This is a genomic window from Thermocladium sp. ECH_B (assembly GCA_001516585.1).
GTDB lineage: Archaea > Thermoproteota > Thermoprotei > Thermoproteales > Thermocladiaceae > Thermocladium.
Map to the genome: position 1 here is coordinate 1 of LOBW01000002.1, position 17,824 is coordinate 17,824.

The window sequence follows — 17,824 nt, forward strand, 5'->3', positions numbered from 1 at the left end:
CCCTTAAGGGCGGGGTAGCTCACTCTTCCCATAACGGCATCTTTAAAAAATATGTATCGCAATAACGATGTGGATACGGTAAATCTGGAGTCCGGCTCAATTATTCGCATAGAGGGACCAGCTAATGTTAAGGTATTGAGGGGCTCCATATATGCGTTGGGAACCATTTACAGCGCTGGATCCAGACTCACAATCCTTAGGACCAGGAAGGTGGCTGTTAAGGCGCTTGAACTAACTCAACTAGATGTGACGCTTGGACCGGAGGGCAAGGTCGAGAATGCGGAGCCCGGGGAGGAAGTGCTGGAGTCGTGGGCGATGGCCGCCGAGTCAATAATGAGGAAGGGAAAGAGAGTGGTGGTTTTAGGCATGATGGATGTCGGTAAGACTACGTTCACAATAATGGCAATGAATAAGGCGGTTAGCGCTGGAAATGTGGCTGGAGTCATCGATGCAGATCCAGGTCAAAATGATCTGGGTCCACCCACAACTATAGCATGCGCTAAGTCAAGTAAGCCGGTCACTCATTTAAGCATGCTTCCCCCTCTAAAAATGGTGTTCCTAAGGACGACTAGCCTTGAACATACATGGCAAGAAGCGGTTAATGGAGTCGCTAAGTTAGTTGATTACCTGGAGATGCATGAGGGCGTCAATACCACTATAATAAACACGGATGGATGGATCACCGAAGCAACGGCAATCCAGTATAAGCTATCCATGTTATCGAAACTAAGCCCAGACTACGTGGTAATAATTCAAAAAGGAGAGGAAGAGGAACTCGTGAATCAAGTTAAGAAAAATGGCTTCAACCCAATTCTCCTGAATGCGCCGCCCTTAGCGATAAAGACGAGAGAGGATAGAAGGCTACATAGGGAGATGGGTTACGGCAAGTACCTCATGCCGGCTAAGTCGGCCACCATTAATTTATCGGAGAAGCCAATACTTAACCTGCCGCTTTCTGGGGGTGTACCATTTGATGCCAACATTAGGTCACTGGCATCCAAGTACCTTAAAATGCCAATAGTCTATGGGGAACAGTTCGGTAAGAAGGCAATAATGCTGTCTCCAGCTGTGAAGGAATTAGTGGTCAAGGCTATGCCTGGAGTAGAGGTAGCAATACTGCCAATTAATTGGGAGAACGGGTTACTCATTGCACTGGAGGACCCGGATGGTTACTTAGTGTCGCTGGGCATGCTGAAGAAGATATATTATGAAAGCAGCAAGGCCGTGGTAATAATACCGGCAACAATGGAGGATTTAAGGCCTGTGGATCACATAAGGCTAGGCATGATTAGGCTCGGAGATAATTATGAGGAGAAAGAGAAGGTGCATTACATTAATAAGCTGGAGAAAGTCCTGGGGGAACGTGATGACTTACATTACGGCTGAGGGATGAGGAACTGGCGACGGACTGATCAAANCTCTTTCAGCTCATAAACTCTTGAATGCCCAGCCATGCATCGCCATGTGCCCAACTTATAATTAGGTCAAGTAACTTAATGGTATCCCAATTACGAAACCATATTATGTTCCTCTTACTGAAGGGGCGAAACTCGGCATTCCCATATTAAGGTAAACAATTTCCCGGCGAGTAATGAGTAAGGTTTTTAAAACCTCAATCGAATCGACCCATATGAATTGGGAATTAATTAAACTTAGATTAGTAATGGGGTTAAGCGCCATAACAATAGTGCTCCTATCAATTGCCGTGCTGGTAGGCATAGCCGAATTATTGAGCGGGGGAAGCCTAGCTCTTGGAATAGATTTGATAAGCGGCATGCTAATACTTGTCTTAATAATCAACATAGCACAATGGTTATTTGGGCCATACATGATAAATGCTGCGTATAGGGCGCACGAAATAACGCCGGATGACCCAAGCTATGGTTGGGTAGTTGATGTAGTTGATGAGGTGGCTAAGGCCAATGGATTCTCCAAGCCGCCCAAGGTATATATTGCTGAGGCCCCATTCCCAAATGCGTTTGCCTATGGAAGCCCGATAGCCGGCAAGCGTGTTGCCATAACTCGACCTGCACTTAAGATACTAAATAAAGATGAGTTGGCCGCAGTGCTTGGACATGAGTTGGGGCACCTCAGGCATAGGGATGTGGAGTTCCTAATGGCCATAGGCCTCATCCCCGCGCTTATTTACTGGCTTGGTTACTCATTAATGTGGAGCGGAATGTGGGGAGGCGCATGGGGCGAGAGGGGAAATAATGGAAGCATGCTGCTTATTGGGGTGGCCCTGCTTGGCGTGAGCTTTCTATTTCAGTTTGTTTTGCTATATGTCAATAGATTGAGAGAGGCATATGCCGACGTTAACTCCGCATTAACTATACCGAATGCCGCAAAGAATCTACAACGCGCCCTGGCCAAGATAGTGCTATACATGGATCCGCGCACTATAGCTAAAATCAAGAAGTCCCCCACCAATAATATGGTTAAGATGCTGTTTTTTGCCCCCGCCGATGATAAGATAAGCAGGGAGGCAAGCGATGCAGACGTTGATGAGTTAATAGATTATTGGCGGAATTACAAGCCGACGCCATGGGATGATATATTAAGCGATCACCCACATCCAGCAAAGAGAATACAACTACTCGATAAAATAGCGCAAGCACAATAATGCAATAATCTAGGCATTAAGGATCGGACGCGGAATAATCTGGATCAATTTATACAAACTAATTCCTATCCATAGTCCACTATTCACGAATGGTTAAGGATAAAAACCTCTTCAATTATTGAGGAGCCATGATAAGTCACGAGGAATTCATGAAGATGGATCTTCGAGTTGGGAAAGTAATCGAGAGCGAACGCATACCGGAGAGCAAGCGGCTCCTTAAGCTAATAATTGATCTAGGCACGGAGAAGAGGCAAATAGTAACTGGGTTAGCCGAGTATTATCAACCGGAAGAGATGAGGGGAAAGTATGTAATAGTGATAACTAATTTAGAGCCGAGGAAAATATTTGGAATAGAGAGCCAAGGAATGATACTAGCCACATGCGGCGAGAAGGGGAAACCAGCCGTAGCCACAATAGATAAGGCGAGTGATGAATTGGTCGGAGAACGAATCTGCTAATCCTTATCGGTTCCCCAATTCTCGTTCCGTGAATCAACATCATTGGAATCCGATTCATCACTGGCGAGCACTATTTGAGATAATAAATCCTCAACAGATACACCGGGCTCCACGAACAATACTTGAACGCCCTCAGATGTGAAATAATTGAAACTTGTTTGACATGCACCGCTTGCTATAATCGCATCTACATCGCTTAACACATTTTTGCGAAGCCACTCATACTTCGATAAGCCATGTATTGGTATCCCTAATTGTTCCACATATGCCTTAACTTGGCTTGGATCATCGGCATCAGGCAAATTACCCAATGGATTATTACGTGACTCAACCCTATTAAGTCCATTTGAATCAACGTCATAGATTAGGTACTTGCGAGCGTGGGCGAAATGACCCTTGCTGATCGTCTTATCATCGTCGGTGGCTATAGCTATCCTTACCATATAATCAGAGGGGAACCTACCTAATTAAACCCAGCACTCATAACCAATCCCAGTGAGACGCCGGCCCCAACCTCTGGAGCCTAAAAGAGCATATTCTTTTACAAAAGGAGAGAAAAGAAAAACAAATTCGGCGACTAAATGATGCGCTCCATAGAAAGGCCAGAAGAAGATTGATCCCACCTTGAATGATTCCCCTCCAGGGATTTAAGTTATTATGGTTCCTGTTTTTCCCGCCGATATTTGAGAGNGAAAGAGGAGAGCCCACCTTGGGGTTAATGTAGCATTATCCATTTGGTTTAGTTCCATCCTAATCAGCATAATGGAGATGATGCGACTCATCCTCATAATTCCAGGAGATAAAGGGGGAGAAGGGAGGACGCCCTTCATGAATGAATGTAACCCCTTAAAAACCGGGGAACCCTACTCGCTGGGAAAGAAGACGGCGGCAAAGAATGCTAGAGACCGCANAATGGTTTCTAGCCTTTACCTCATGTTAAGTATGGGGATTTACTATTCCTTGGCATTAGGGCGGTGGGGACTACAAGTCGACGATGAGCACAACATTTAATTTACCCATGCATATTTGCCTAACATGACGGAGACTATATCCAATATAGATACATTCATTATAGGCGAAAAAAATCCAACGGCCGCAACTTGGGCCGGCGTATCCATTATAGTTAAGGTGACTACGTCAAGCGGCGCGGTTGGTTGGGGCGAGGCTGTACCAACGCTTAGGGTGGGGCCTGTGGTCGAGGCCATTAAGGAAGCGGCGAGGGTCTATATTGGGCGTGATCCTCATAATGTAGAGGCCAACCTAAGGGAGTGGTATAAGCATGATTTCTACATGGCTAGGTCATTTGAGTCAACCACAGCCGCTAGCGCGATAGATATTGCTTCATGGGATATAATAGGTCGAGAATTGGGTGCGCCACTTCATGAATTATTGGGTGGACGCAGTAGAGATAGAGTTAGGGCATACGCCAATGGGTGGTATGATGATGCAGTGACGCCGGCTGACTTCGCTGAGAAAGCTAGGAAAGTGGTTTCAATGGGCTATACTGGGCTTAAGTTTGATCCCTTTGGTAAATACTTCGACTGGATAGATCAACGGGGATTAGAAGAGGCCAGGGCAAGGGTTAAGGCTGTTAGGGATGTCGTGGGCGATGGGGTTGACATAATGATAGAGCATCATGGCAGGTTTAATCCTAATTCAGCAATATCGATAGCAGAGACCCTGAGCAACTTTAATNCGTTATTCATGGAGGAACCAGTTCATCCAGAGGACTTGGATGGATTGGCGAAATATAGGTCAGCAACTAGGGTTAAGGTGGCCCTAGGAGAGAGACTCATTAGCCTAAAGGATGCATTAACTTATTTAGAGGCCGGATTACTAGATTTCATTCAACCCGATATAACCAATATAGGGGGTGTAACGGGGGCTCGAAAGGTAGTTGCATTAGCTGAGGCATATGGAGTTGAGGTCGCATTCCACAACGCCTTTGGCCCCATCCAGAACGCCGTAACCATACAACTAGATGCAGCCATACCCAACTTCTTAATACAGGAATCATTCTATGACTTCTGGCCTCAATGGAAGCGAGACCTCGTAAATAATGAAACTCCAGTCATAAATGGCCACTATGAAGTGCCATCAAGGCCAGGCATTGGAGTCACCGTTAATGAGAAATTACTGGAAAATCTAAAGGCATCCGGCCCCGAATACTTTAACCCGGAAGAACCCGTATGGGTAGTTAAAGGAACATGGAAATAAATAGAAGCCGCGATTAAAAAATAATAAAATAATAAGCACTTGCTGAAGCAACAAGCCTAGAAGTTTTCCCGAAGCCCTTTGCACTCGTTACCTGAACCGCTCCCTGTTTTGAGGTAATAGATATCCATTGCCGCTCCTAAATCTAATGCCGGTGAAGATGGGGGTAACTCAAAAACAAGCCATAAAATGCGAGAACCCGCCATCCCTTAATAGTCATGTCCTCTGCAGTAAATAAAGCAATAGTGAACCCGTCGAAAAGTTGAACGTTAACTTAAGAGGCTTATCAGTGGCGAATTCCATAGTTACTGCATCACATATCTGCCTCATTTGCGACATGAATCCAAGTATCTGCTTTGCCGAGTAAGATGCCGAGCCCTCCGTATTGACCACATATTCATGAAATAACTCATCAGTGCTTTGATATATTGATTCAATCGCTTTGCCTCCCTCCCCCTCGGCGCGAATGATGAATTGATTCGCTGCCGCAGCGAATGAAACAATATCACTTATATCGTTAGCAGCAGCTATTATATCAAGCATGGAATCTAAGTCGGCCGTTATCCTTATTGGATACTCGAGATTAGGCTCTGGCACATCCTCCATGGATACGTCAATTAAGGATAAGCTGAATTTGCGGTACATTCCCCCCTCTTTCCCCTTCTTCGTATAAATAACCACATGAAGCTTCCCCTGAGGCTTATCCACTATAAACTCAACCTTATCCCTGGAACTGATCCTCCTCATTATCTTTCTAAGGACATCAAACGATATGCCAACCTTGATCTCCTCTCCTATGTTTACCTCATCAAGGCTGGAGGAGGGTATATCAAGCATTATAATAGATACCTTAGAACTATCCATTGCCCTTAGCTTAACCCCATCAGGCCCCAAGCTAAACGCGGCATCCTTTAACATGGTTGCCATCGCTGAAAAAACATACCTAACATCCTTGCCCTTAGGAAAGAGAAGAGAGTAAACCCCGCCCTCGCCGCTTAATGATCCCTTCCCCCCAACCTCAGCCTCCATCTCTTCCTCAGGCTGCTCCTCAGCCTCCTCTAATTCCTCGTTTTTTTCCTCCTCATCAAAGTCGCTGGACATGAGTGAAAAGAAGCATTAGCCCTTTTTAAAGCTATTAACAAGTCGTTAAACAATAATATTACAATGAAGAAGAATCATTTACCTGAGCGATGAGTAATTATACCCTTAACTCCACCGTCCTCTCCGCTTAACTCGCCCATTAGCTTTTCACGCCTTGGATAAAGCAAAGCCTTCTTGCGGCTCTTCATTCCGTAATTTTTCCCAGCAAGATGTTATTACATTAAGCTTCTATACAAAATTAGTTAAACATAAACGAATATAAAATCATCATTTATTAGCATGAAAAGGATCCAGCCCTAAAGGGGATGGGGTTGCCGCTTGCCTTATTGCTTGGTGATTTTAAGCTCAAATTGATTAAATTAGCAATCACTTGAGGAGGCGGAGACTCCCAGTTACTTTATCAATTAATTCACGGGGAGCAGGCCCTATGCCTAGAGCAGTTACTGTGCCTGGCGCAAGTTCTGTTAGTCCTGCATCCGCTATAATTGCATGTGGTAATCCAAGTGAGGCTGACTTGTTTGCTAGTTGCATCAATTCCTCCAGCGACTGCACCTCTAATACTACTTTCTTTTGACCTTGGTTAATCCACTCATCAACCCATTCCCTGCGTCTCTTCATTGTTTCCATAAGCGATGTTACGGATGCATGGGCGCCTTGGGCAATCATCTTGCCGCAACTCATCTTTAGATCCACCCTAACCACTATTGATTGCTTGAATTCCATTTAGGCGACTTAAACCAAACGCTTTATTAAGTTCTCTCTAACTCCTCATCCATGAAGGCGGTAACTGTTGTTCCAGGCGTGCCCAATTCAATACGCTTACGTGATGTTGATAAGCCAACCCCAAAGCGCAGGGCGAGGTTCTGCTGAGGCCGCTGCAAATAGGCATATGCGGCACTGATAAGGAGATAATAGAGGGGAAATACGGTAAGGCACCGGATGGTTCCCAATTTCTAATACTTGGACACGAGGCATTAGCGAGAGTCGAGGCGATTGGGGACGGCGTAGATTCTATCTCTGAGGGGGAAGCAGTGGTGCCAACCGTTAGGCGGCCCGTGAATTGTGATCTACCCGTTGATTACTGCCCCATGGGTCACTACGTGGAGCACGGCATATGGGGACTCCATGGACACGCAGCCGAGTTCTCGGTCACTAACTCGAGGTACTTGGTCAAGGTTCCGAAGGAAGTAATGGATGTAGCGGTCCTCACGGAGCCGCTTTCAGTTGTGGAGAAGGGCATAGATGTAGCAATGCGGGTAGGCGAATCCAGATTTGATTGGCATCCCTCAACTGCATTAGTGATGGGGGCTGGACCCATAGGTCTTCTAGCAACCATGGTCCTTAGATTAATGGGGCTGAAGACAGTTACTGCGGCAACTCGACCCATTGATAGTTTAAAGGCTAGGCTGGCGCAGGAGCTGGGAAGCAAGTATATCGATACATTAACTGATAAGATAGAGGGGGAATTTGATTTAGTTGTGGAAGCCACGGGCGCAATTAGCGTTGCCATGGAATCAATAAAGCACTTGGCAGCTGGTGGAGTCATGGTTCTCCTTGGAGTTTATCCCCAGGGAGGCGAGGCGCATGATGTGGGATCCCTTCTAACAGATGCAGTGCTTAATAATAAGGCAATAATTGGTTCAGTGAATGCATCCATAAAACACTTCGAGACCGGTCTTCAACACATGGTTAAAAGCAAGGCCGTTCATGGTAACTGGCTAAATAAACTAATAACTAAGACATCCACATTAGATAACTATGGCGAGGCATATACTTGGACCCATGAAGATATAAAGACGGTTCTCAGGATAAGCGAGTGACCTAGATAAATTCATGGGAACCCATATGCCAGTTTGTATTGCCACACGTATAGCAAGGCTGGACTAACCAGCACTCATAGGGGTCTCGGGTTATAAGTGAGGCGGAGCCCAGCGATTACCTATTTAGAAATGGATTGTGCTACTCAACCTTCTCCACCATAATGAATGATAAAACGAACGGCAAACCTCGCCCTAAAGGCGGGGAGGAGGTCAGTAGCTATATCATCACTGATACGTAATCCATGGGTGGAACTAATAGTTCGCCACGCCATCTGAATTCCGCAGTGAATGTCTTGACCACTCCCTCCCCCGGTAATTCTAGCCTTAATACTTGAGGCGTTGGATTGCCCATAAATATTAATACGCCGCCACGCCACTTAATTCTAGTGATCACTGCATCGTTTTCCTCTATTTCCCATGAGGCATCATGAAGCAAGAGGCGGCCCTCCATTGCTTGTACTTGAGACGTGGATACGGTATAAGCCCTGTGCAGATTATTAAATTGAAGAAGTAAACCACCGCCCACCCCCTCTATAATTAGCCAATCCAAGTAACTTAAGTGATTCACTCCAATAATTAGTGAACCCTTCATGGCGGTTAAACCCATTGCCCTTCGAAAAACCGTTAATTCACGCAACGCCTCGTGAGAAGTCCTTGGATGATGAGTCTCCAGTAATTTAAGGCCCAGCCGCTCGTGATTATATGAAATAAATGCATCCGCTAAATCTAATGGATTGGCACTACCATAAAGCTCCAGCAACCTCTGATAAGCGGAGGCATGATTGAAGGCGCGAAGCCTTAGGCAAAGAAGCTCATCTAGGGCACCGGCAGCGCACTCATGTCTTATCTTGCTTTTCAACTTCCGCATTTTCTCAATTGCTTCCGATGTTTTTTGATTCCTTAAAGTATGCTTAGTGATCAAGTACATCGATAATATATCCTCTGAATTCATGAATAGAGTTAATGCATCATCATATGAACCGGAGAAACCGAATAGTGCTAGAGTTAATGCATCATCGAAATTAGGTGCGGTGACTCCTTGAACCAAATCAATTGCTTCCCTAATGCTTCTGAGAAGAGCGGCGTTAGGTAACCAAATCCTCATTAGGCTAAATTTGGCGGGAAATGCCTTAAAAGTAATTTTCTTAAGTAGAAAAATTAATAAATGCAACTAATACGTGGCGAATCATGTCATCAGGAAGCAATTGGGAGTTGCCGGAGGATTACGAGTACTCTGGCGGAGAACCGGAGAGGGTATTAAAGATACGAGCAAAATGCCCGCACTGCGGCCACGTGTTTGAGGTTGAAATGGGGGAGTCATGGTACAATATGGGGATATCAATAACTTGCCCCAAGTGCAACAATTCATTCTCGGTCAGCAGTTATGGAGAAATAATAGGAGAGAAGCAATAAATAGAAAACTTCAAAATCAACCAAGCATACCCATAACCTCCTCCCTCAGCTTGCCCATATCTATCTCGCTCATGCGTTTAATCACTATCCTGCCCAAAGCATCCTGAACCTCCGCCTCCACCTTCTTAGACTCATCCGCTATTAATTGGGGATCAGCTTTTGTTCTAGGTTTCCTAGATAATATAATGCAAGCCTCAATCGACTTGATCGACTCTTCAAATGTCCCTATCTTTCTGGCTATTTCAGTTATTTCGCTCTTATCAAGCCCTATGAGCGGCCTATAAATTGGCATATCAATACCCAGCGATGATGCATAGAGGTTATGTAGGGTTTGGCTGCTTACTTGACCCATTGATTCGCCGGTGGCCATACCTAAGTATCCCCCCTCCCTTGCCACCTTATTTCCAATCCTATAAAGCACGTACTTGAATACCGTATTCCATACATGAGGATTAACGCGCTGCCGAATCGCCGAGGCTATCTTTCTGCAATCAACTATGTAAAGAACAGGGTCATAGCCATATATCCAATTATCATAAAGCGCCTTGCTGACCCTTATGAATCTCTCAATATCCTCCCCTATCAAGCTGCAGAACAGCATGTCAACATAGACTCCTCGCTTCATCATTAACCATGCGGCGGCTGGGCTATCAATGCCGCCGGAGACCAACCCAAGCACTTTGCCTTCCTGTGAACCTAATGGAAGCCCACGAGGACCCGGAATCACTTCGTGATATAGGTAAGCCTTATCATACCTTACCTCAACAAATAGCTCAATATCGGGATTCTCTAGATCAACTCCATTAGAAGAATTAAATAGAGCGGCACCCACCTCCCTCGCTACATCAATGGACTTAAAGTTATGCACGCCGATCCTGCGTACCCGCACGGCGAACTTCTTACCATTAACTAGTTTGCTCCAAGCCATAGCCGCATGCCTTACGAGATCGCCAAGGCCAGTAACATTCAATTCTATTGCAGGCGATGCAGATACTACGCCAAATCCTCGAGACGCAGCAATTGCAGCAGCATCTGCTTGTGGAGTACGTATCAATATTCGTCCCTGGGTCTTGCTTATATCATGGAAATCAATGCCGCGTCTCTCCAGGGCGTTCCTTAAATTATATATAAGAAGCCGCTCCATCTTCTTCCTACTGGCGGCTGCCTTTATCGCTATCTCACTATACCGGACAAGAACCACATCATTCATTAAGAGACAAATATATGCAGCATATATAACTCTTTGTGACAACTTAATGCGTCTAGCCCTCCCTCATCCTGAGCGACGGGCTTCTCGCCTGTTTGAGACCCCATCTATAAGAATGTCAATATATTATTGACCTTCGATAATATTGACGAACAATTGCATGTGTTTTTCACAATCCACCTCTTCCCTTAATGGTTGAGGCTTTCGTCTTGTTCCTTGTTCTTTACATGCACATGAATTACTTATCCTCTAGCGCATCCAGGTACTCAGGATTACAATCGGTGTACCCTAGGTCTAGGCACACCTTAAATGCCTCCTCCAATGATTTAAAAACAGTCATGTAATGCTTTATGCATTCATCACAATTCTCCTTCTTATCCATAAAGAGATATTTAATCAGCAGCTTTTTATCTCTATCTATAAATAGACTTTAATGGAATTACATTGAAGCTGGGGGATATTGACTTGCCTGGCCCAAGCGTGATCAAGCCAATTCCATTATTAAATGCATCCGGTGCCCCTGTCATGGGTTCCACGGCCACTGCATTAGCCCAACTCGGCGTAAATAATTGGATGAAGTGGAAGCCCCGCAACTTGATGCTTATCCCCCAATCTTCTGAGAATATTAGTTGGATCTCGTCTTTATTGATCTTGAAGCAGTCATCATACTCGCCCACCCGTGTAACTAGTCTTTGAGGTATCATTCGACCAGTGGGTATATTGCCGATTGCTTCCAATCTATAGACATCCCCCGCATCAATCAACCATTCGTTCCTGGGAGTAGTGTAGGTAAAATATGGATGAGCGCCCACGGTTATGGGCGCCGCCTTCTCATCTGCGTTAATTACCATTAAGCTAAAATCAAGACCATTATTGCGTATCTCATATTTTGCATTGAAGAGTAACTTAAATGGGTAGCCCGGCTCATTCTTCAACTCCAACCCCATCGATATAAATGCATCACTTCTTTCGATAACTTGCCACTCCTTGTCCTTAACGAATCCATGAATTGCATGCCCCTCATTATTCACCGGCAACCTATATGTGACCCCATTGAATACGTATTCGCCATTTCTGACCCTATTCGCGAAGGGAGCTAATATTGCCATGCCGGCCCTAGTAACCCTATAATCATCTCTATAGGGCAAGATTATTTGCTTGCTTCCATACCGTAAATCCGCCAGAGATGCACCAAGCGATAATACTTCTCCGCGCAATTCATTATTAGATATGATGAACCTATTGGTACGCATTTGCTTGCTCCACCATATCTAGAAATAAGGAGCCTATTTCATCAAGCTTAACAGTATCATGATGCCGGGGACGCGGCATAGTCGACAGATACACGCCATAATCATAATGATCGCCCTCCTTCTCGGATTGGGGTTCACCGAAGGGAGAGAAAATTATTATGTGACCCAAGTCGCTACTGGAAAGCAATCGCCGTATACCGCCATCTATTATGGAGTATATGTCGCATTTCATGCTGGGCTTCTTATGTAGAAACCTCTCTATTGCGGTTATTGAAGCTATTACTGGTCTTTCTCTTGAGGCGTTTATCACCGCATTAATGACTTGGTTAACCTCATCCTCAGGCGTAGTCGATTCATTTAAGTGTATGCTGTATATGCCATAGGTTGGGTCTGTGATCGGCACATTTACCGCAATGGCTTTCGTCAGTTTCATTAATGCGGAGGAGGATGGATCTGGACCGCTTACCATGAGTATTGTTGACCATGCTGTATTCTCGAGTTGAGGCGCATGATTCTCAACAACTCCTCTCTCCATTGAATTAACAAGGCTAAGAAACGTGGGTGTTTCGCACTCCATGAAACCGCCATAGCCTAATCCATCTATTCCCAGGAGTATTGGCATCATTGTTTATCCACCACAGCCATTATGCGATTCAGCAGCGCTTTCTTTGGTACTACCCCTATTACCGTATCAACCGGTTCCCCATTTTTGAAAATTATAATGGTGGGGAGACTCATTACATAGTATCGCGCGGCTATGTCCGGTTCCTCCTCTGAATTAACTTTGCCGAAGCCTACGTCTTTCAATTCAATAGCTAATTGCTTGATTATGGGTTCAAGCATGAAGCAAGGAGCGCACCAAGGAGCCCAGAAATCCACAACAGCCACTTCATGTTCCTTGATGAACTCATCAAAGTTATTCTTAGTTAAGTGGCTGACCTCTGCGGGTCTAGTTAATTCCTCATATTTACGTTCAAGTATCTTATTTAATTCTTCATCATTTGACATAAATAGTGGGGGCAAACATCATGTTTTATAAACCTTACCCACATATTATACTGACCTCCTCCCCGCCCTGAAGGGCTAGGTTTGTCATTCGTTTTATTATTTAAAATTTAAAAACTTACATAAAGCGAGACGTATATGGTTTTCGAAGACCTTAAGAATAAGGTAGTTCTAGTAACGGGGGCATCAAGGGGGCTTGGACGGGAAATTGCCCTAGAATTCAGCAAGCATGGAGCTAGAGTCGCCGTTAATTATAATTCATCACTTGAAAAAGCAAAGGAGTTGAAACTAATCAGCGATCACATTGAGATCTTTAAGGCCGATGTATCCAATAGACTAGAGGTTAGAAACATGGTTAAAGAAATAGAGGCAACGCTCGGCAAGATAGATATACTGGTCAATAATGCTGGAATCTGGTACCTACGGAATTTTGAGGATTTCAATGAGGATGAGTTCAACGCGATGTGGAGAGTTAACTTGATGGGAACAATTTATACTACATTGGAGGTTATTCCCCACATGAAGGAGAAAAAGAGAGGAAGCATAATAAATATGGCTTCTAATGCCGGCATAGGAACTGCAGCTCAAGGAACCACTCTTTACGCATTAACCAAAGCCGCAATAATAATGCTAACAAAGCGGCTTGCATTCGAGCTTGGGCCCTATGGTATTAGAGTCAATGCAATAGCGCCGGGTTGGGTTGAGACCGATCTAACTATTGGTGGAAAANCCCCTGATGAGGTGCATAGGCTCGAGGAGAGCTTCAAGTCACGTACATCCCTTGGCATGGTCGGCAAGCCTGAGCACATAAGTAAACTGGCGGTTTACTTGGGCTCTGATGAATCCAGCTACATGACTGGGCAAGTAATAGTAATAGATGGAGGAAGAGTGGATAACTTAACCCACAGCGTCTAGCCTTATTACCCAGAATAAAATAAATGTTGAGTTAGCCCTCCATCTCATTCGTGGAACCCACGCAGCTTAATTGCTTTTAAAAAATGGCGCTTCACTAAATTTTTAAACTGTTTCGCAACTGCCTTATCCATGACATATGCGCCGATAGCATCAACCATAGTTAAGGTGCCAAGCGGAGTCACAGTTACTATTGCTAATAATAAAGTCACAGTTAAGGGGCCAATGGGATCATTGGAGAGGGATTTCTCATCTCTTCCAATAATAATCGAGAAGGAGAACAATGATATTAGCATATACACGTTTTTCGCCGATAGGAAGACCAAGGCCCTTGTTGGGACCGTGGCTGGTCACATAAATAACATGATACTGGGCGTCACGCGGGGATGGAGATACAAATTAAAGGTAGTTTTCTCACATTTCCCAATGAATATAAAGGTGCAGGGGAAGCAATTAGTAATCGAGAATTTCCTGGGCCGCAAATCCAAGATAATCATCCCAATACCAGATGGAGTAAAAGTTCAAGCCACTAAGGATGACATAATAGTGGAGGGGATAGATAAGGAAACGGTAAGCCACTTTGCAGCCAATGTGGAAATGGCCACTACATTAAGGGGAAAAGATAGGATAAGCCCTCACGGCAGAGAAGGCACGCCCGGCGTGCTTGATGGAATATATGTCTATGCAACTGAGTTCACTAAGTGAAGTCGCTTGCCTAATTTAGATGGGGGATTCCTTTCTATGAAGATGAATCTAATCTCCTATTCAGGTCTTGTTTTCCCTTAGGGTAGGAGTTAAGGTTGACTCGATGATTTTGCTTATTGCTTTATCGAAGTAATTAATTATCTCCGAGACTCCCCTGGATTCAAGAGGACTTATTTTAAGTATTTCTATTTCCAAGGCTTGACGCGAGATCTGGATATACTCATCTAGAGGTATTATGTGCGGTTCCGCTCCAATTTCTTGCTTGACTATCTCAATCCATGGAACACCAGTGGATGCATCAATTGGGTACCTCTCATCTAGCATGTTTAGTATTGGCGTTAATATATTTATTCTTGAATTCACCTCTCGAGCGGCATTAATGGCTAGCTTTGTTGCCTTTATGGAACTGTGATCCGGCGTAACTATTGGTATTATGTCTGTTAGATAAGGCGCAGTCACGTCAAGGAACTCGCTTGAGAAGCCTAGGGCTGGACTATCTATTATGGTTAGAATAGGCGATAAAGCCGTTAAGGAATTATATAAATTCCTCAATGGATAAAGCGGTCTATATCTATTATTACTTGAAAAGCCAGACGCTGCAAATACTAGATTGAATTGCGATGCATCGACTTGCCATTGGCGAAGATAGAATACGGATAATGGATCAACTACTTTCCCATCAAGTAAGTCTATTAATGTATATTGAACGGTTGGATCAGGTTGACCAAAGAGGAGCATTGATGAGGAACCACTATCAATGCTTGCATCAATTAAAATCACGGGATACCGGGCCTTATCCCGCAACCGATAAGCAGCTAGCACGGATAGGTTCAGCGCTATAGTTGATTTACCTGTGCCACCCTTAGTGCCACTAGTAATTAAGATAGTCCTCATGCTACTCACCGGGCTTCTTTGTTGGCCTACTCTTTAGATCTGAGGGGGAGGGCTTTCTTACCTGAATCTCCTCCCGCGTCTCGCTAGTAAACAACATTTCCACTATGCTTATCGCATATCCAACCATAAATATAGCTAATCCAGGCATTTGCACCCCAAGCATTGAAATGAGGTACCCAATCGGCATCAATGCTAATCCAGCCAATTCTAGCGCTATGCTTCGCTTCATCGGTGCCAATTATGTATCAGCTATAATTTAACGCTATCGCTTCTTAGATCTCGACTCAAGAAAACCACCAGGAAGCTCATTATCTTTAATCTGTTTTCCAGCTGATGTTTGCGGGGAATAAGTTATATTCCATTAATTTGGCACTTTATGGGAATCCACCGGAGCTGTTAGCCATTAATCCTCCAAATAACATGTGGCCAATTAGTGGGGATGCCATATAAACCACTAGAGTTAATGCCGTTAATGCAATTGCATGCTTAAAGCCCATCGCTAACTCGCCCTCGCCTAATTTGCCGGCCACGAAGCCCATTAGGAATGAATTAATTATAACTGATATGGAGAAGGATGTAGATAATAAATCAATTGTGCTGGGCGGGAAGTGGTTAAGCACAGCGGCTAGGCTAACAATTGATGATAACATTATGGCGAGCGTTAATATGAGTATGCCGGCTCCTATATATGGCACGAAGCGGAGAGGCTTCATCCTGGCCCTAGCATCTTCCTGAATAGTGACGATATCGGATGAAAAAGATGCTAGGCTCTCTAATACTTCTGGCCTAGCTCCCCCGAACTCTATTGATTCTAGGAGCAACCAATTAAAAACCTTGGCCAAGTATGAGTGCATTCTACCCATTACGCTATTAACGACATTGCGGAGGGGCTCACCATAACGTACTTGCTTGGTTATTTCTGCCAGATATGGATCCAATTCACCGTAATGCCTAGTCTCACTCAATGTCTCAAATATCTTCTCCGGCACGAAACCTGACTTGCTTAATTCCGTGAAGTCCCGTAAGAACAATGATAATTCCTTCTCCAGTTCCCAACGCTGAGAAACTATTCTGGATCCATATATTGCTGCTGGCGTAAAAGCGATTATCAACGTAATGCCGACGACCTCAGTGAAATCGAATGGATAACCAAACAAAAGTACCCTATTAGCTAAGTTACCATGGAACCACTCAACAAAGAAAAATAGGGAGGCTACTCCAGCAATTGCTGCAGCTATGCCGCCCACCTTATATGGACGATAATCCGTGAAAGGCGTCTTGAAACCGGAGACCTCGCCTAAGTACATGAATGCGAGAGTTATCATTGGGGTTATNAATAGACCAAACATAAAATTGGAATTAATTGCNTGATTAACTGCAGCNAAGGCATTCCCATTAGGAGTCACTGTTTGAGCTAGGTACATAACATCAAGTCCTATCAATAATATGACTGCGGAACCTATGTATGATTCCATTAATGTTCCCAACATCTCTGCGCCCCTTCTAGCACGCTCAACAGTGGCCGATACTATGTCATGAAGCTTGGTATTAACGAAGTGAAGCACGTCTCCGCCCGTTCTTACATTAGTCACATAACCTGTCATGAATTCCATGAAGCTCTTGCTCGGCGATGATAATGCAACATCGTTTAAAGCCGATATTGGATCCTCCCCAAACGCCTTAAATCTCATATATGCCATTCTAGAGACGCGGGCGGTCGTGTCCAGTATTGAGATGGAGGCCACTCTCTCCACAGCCCTGAACACGGATAACCCGGAGCTAACCATCATTGATAGATATGCCGAGAAGAATGGAAGTTCGGTATCTATCTTAAATGCCAGATCCGATGAGGATATCTTAGGCATATTATAAAGCATTAAAAAAATGAGGGGGGGCACCACCAATATGGAGAATCCAATCAATACCTTAATAGTGAACGGCAAAAAAGCCGAGTTAAAAGCCATGCCGTTTCTAAACGATACAATGAAGAATTCATAGTTCGGAATTATCAATACTAAAGATAGCGAGACCACGATGCCGGTAATTATTAACGTCACTAATAATATTCGCGCTAGGAATCTCTCCGGCGCCGTAAACGATAGAGAGGAGGAAAGCAGTCTCTCCAACTCGGCTCTTCTTTTCTCATTCTTCAGCATTAATCTAACTAATGGCATCATGCTGGATAGAGCCACATCATCAAACCCCATACCCTAAGAGGA

19 protein-coding genes and 1 pseudogene are annotated in these 17,824 nt (G+C 44.5%); 9 read left to right on the top strand and 11 right to left on the bottom strand.

Annotated elements, in window-relative coordinates; all coding sequences use genetic code 11:
- Positions 1-69: 69 nt before the first annotated feature.
- The 3 genes from AT710_00465 (at position 70) to AT710_00475 (ending at position 3,081) form a co-directional block, all read left to right on the top strand.
- A complete protein-coding gene (locus AT710_00465) occupies positions 70-1,386 on the top strand; it encodes a hypothetical protein (GenBank protein ID KUO93205.1) in 1,317 nt (438 codons plus the stop codon).
- A 244-nt stretch (positions 1,387-1,630) separates the two neighbouring features.
- Positions 1,631-2,623 (top strand): heat-shock protein HtpX, encoded by a 993-nt coding sequence (locus AT710_00470; GenBank protein KUO93206.1) that lies wholly within the window; start codon positions 1,631-1,633, stop codon positions 2,621-2,623.
- Positions 2,624-2,751: 128 nt separating this feature from the next.
- On the top strand, positions 2,752-3,081 hold the full coding sequence (locus AT710_00475) for a methionine--tRNA ligase (protein ID KUO93207.1): 330 nt from the start codon (positions 2,752-2,754) through the stop codon (positions 3,079-3,081).
- Here AT710_00475 and AT710_00480 read toward each other — a convergent pair.
- Entirely contained in the window at positions 3,078-3,524 is a 447-nt protein-coding gene (locus AT710_00480) for a hypothetical protein (protein KUO93208.1), read from the bottom strand. The two genes, AT710_00475 and AT710_00480, sit on opposite strands and share 4 nt — an antisense overlap.
- A gap of 325 nt (positions 3,525-3,849) precedes the next feature.
- Between AT710_00480 and AT710_00485 the strand changes: the two genes are divergently transcribed.
- Positions 3,850-4,092 (top strand): hypothetical protein, encoded by a 243-nt coding sequence (locus AT710_00485; GenBank protein ID KUO93209.1) that lies wholly within the window; start codon positions 3,850-3,852, stop codon positions 4,090-4,092.
- A 24-nt stretch (positions 4,093-4,116) separates the two neighbouring features.
- Complete coding sequence (locus tag AT710_00490; GenBank protein KUO93210.1) at positions 4,117-5,298, top strand: mandelate racemase; 1,182 nt, start codon at positions 4,117-4,119, stop codon at positions 5,296-5,298.
- A gap of 213 nt (positions 5,299-5,511) precedes the next feature.
- On the opposite strand, the gene AT710_00495 is transcribed toward AT710_00490, so the two are convergent.
- Positions 5,512-6,396, bottom strand: coding sequence for a hypothetical protein (locus AT710_00495; GenBank protein ID KUO93211.1), 885 nt, complete (start codon positions 6,394-6,396; stop codon positions 5,512-5,514).
- Between the two features lie 366 nt (positions 6,397-6,762).
- Positions 6,763-7,119 (bottom strand): peptidyl-tRNA hydrolase, encoded by a 357-nt coding sequence (locus AT710_00500; protein KUO93212.1) that lies wholly within the window; start codon positions 7,117-7,119, stop codon positions 6,763-6,765.
- A gap of 51 nt (positions 7,120-7,170) precedes the next feature.
- Here AT710_00500 and AT710_00505 point away from each other — a divergent pair.
- Positions 7,171-8,216: pseudogene (locus AT710_00505) on the top strand (glucose dehydrogenase).
- Positions 8,217-8,433: 217 nt separating this feature from the next.
- Here the strand turns inward: AT710_00505 and AT710_00510 are convergent.
- Positions 8,434-9,321: a hypothetical protein gene (locus AT710_00510; protein KUO93213.1), complete on the bottom strand. Its 888-nt coding sequence runs from the start codon at positions 9,319-9,321 to the stop codon at positions 8,434-8,436.
- Between the two features lie 83 nt (positions 9,322-9,404).
- Here AT710_00510 and AT710_00515 point away from each other — a divergent pair, with 83 nt between their 5' ends.
- Entirely contained in the window at positions 9,405-9,629 is a 225-nt protein-coding gene (locus tag AT710_00515) for a hypothetical protein (GenBank protein ID KUO93214.1), read from the top strand.
- Positions 9,630-9,645: 16 nt separating this feature from the next.
- Here the strand turns inward: AT710_00515 and AT710_00520 are convergent, their stop codons facing one another.
- The 4 genes from AT710_00520 to AT710_00535 form a co-directional block, all read right to left on the bottom strand.
- Positions 9,646-10,839 carry a hypothetical protein gene (locus AT710_00520; GenBank protein KUO93215.1) on the bottom strand — a complete coding sequence of 398 codons (1,194 nt, stop codon included), beginning with the start codon at positions 10,837-10,839 and terminating at the stop codon, positions 9,646-9,648.
- 410 nt (positions 10,840-11,249) lie between these two features.
- On the bottom strand, positions 11,250-12,089 hold the full coding sequence (locus tag AT710_00525; protein KUO93216.1) for a hypothetical protein: 840 nt from the start codon (positions 12,087-12,089) through the stop codon (positions 11,250-11,252).
- On the bottom strand, positions 12,076-12,714 hold the full coding sequence (locus AT710_00530; GenBank protein KUO93217.1) for a hypothetical protein: 639 nt from the start codon (positions 12,712-12,714) through the stop codon (positions 12,076-12,078). The genes AT710_00525 and AT710_00530 overlap by 14 nt, the downstream gene beginning before the upstream one ends.
- On the bottom strand, positions 12,711-13,097 hold the full coding sequence (locus AT710_00535; GenBank protein ID KUO93218.1) for a thioredoxin: 387 nt from the start codon (positions 13,095-13,097) through the stop codon (positions 12,711-12,713). Before AT710_00535 ends, AT710_00530 begins: the two co-directional genes overlap by 4 nt.
- Before the next feature lie 135 nt (positions 13,098-13,232).
- On the opposite strand from AT710_00535, the gene fabG reads away from it, so the two are divergent.
- Together fabG and AT710_00545 are read left to right on the top strand one after the other, a co-directional pair.
- Complete coding sequence (gene fabG / locus AT710_00540; protein KUO93219.1) at positions 13,233-14,009, top strand: 3-ketoacyl-ACP reductase; 777 nt, start codon at positions 13,233-13,235, stop codon at positions 14,007-14,009.
- Positions 14,010-14,138: 129 nt separating this feature from the next.
- Positions 14,139-14,711 (top strand): 50S ribosomal protein L6, encoded by a 573-nt coding sequence (locus tag AT710_00545; GenBank protein KUO93220.1) that lies wholly within the window; start codon positions 14,139-14,141, stop codon positions 14,709-14,711.
- Positions 14,712-14,771: 60 nt separating this feature from the next.
- On the opposite strand, the gene AT710_00550 is transcribed toward AT710_00545, so the two are convergent.
- From AT710_00550 to AT710_00560, 3 genes are all read right to left on the bottom strand, one after another.
- The gene (locus tag AT710_00550) at positions 14,772-15,614 is read right to left on the bottom strand and encodes a hypothetical protein (protein KUO93221.1); all 843 of its coding nucleotides are present in this window, start codon (positions 15,612-15,614) and stop codon (positions 14,772-14,774) included.
- On the bottom strand, positions 15,607-15,834 hold the full coding sequence (locus tag AT710_00555) for a hypothetical protein (protein KUO93222.1): 228 nt from the start codon (positions 15,832-15,834) through the stop codon (positions 15,607-15,609). Before AT710_00555 ends, AT710_00550 begins: the two co-directional genes overlap by 8 nt.
- A gap of 145 nt (positions 15,835-15,979) precedes the next feature.
- Complete coding sequence (locus tag AT710_00560; GenBank protein KUO93223.1) at positions 15,980-17,812, bottom strand: type II secretion protein F; 1,833 nt, start codon at positions 17,810-17,812, stop codon at positions 15,980-15,982.
- Positions 17,813-17,824 lie beyond the last annotated feature (12 nt).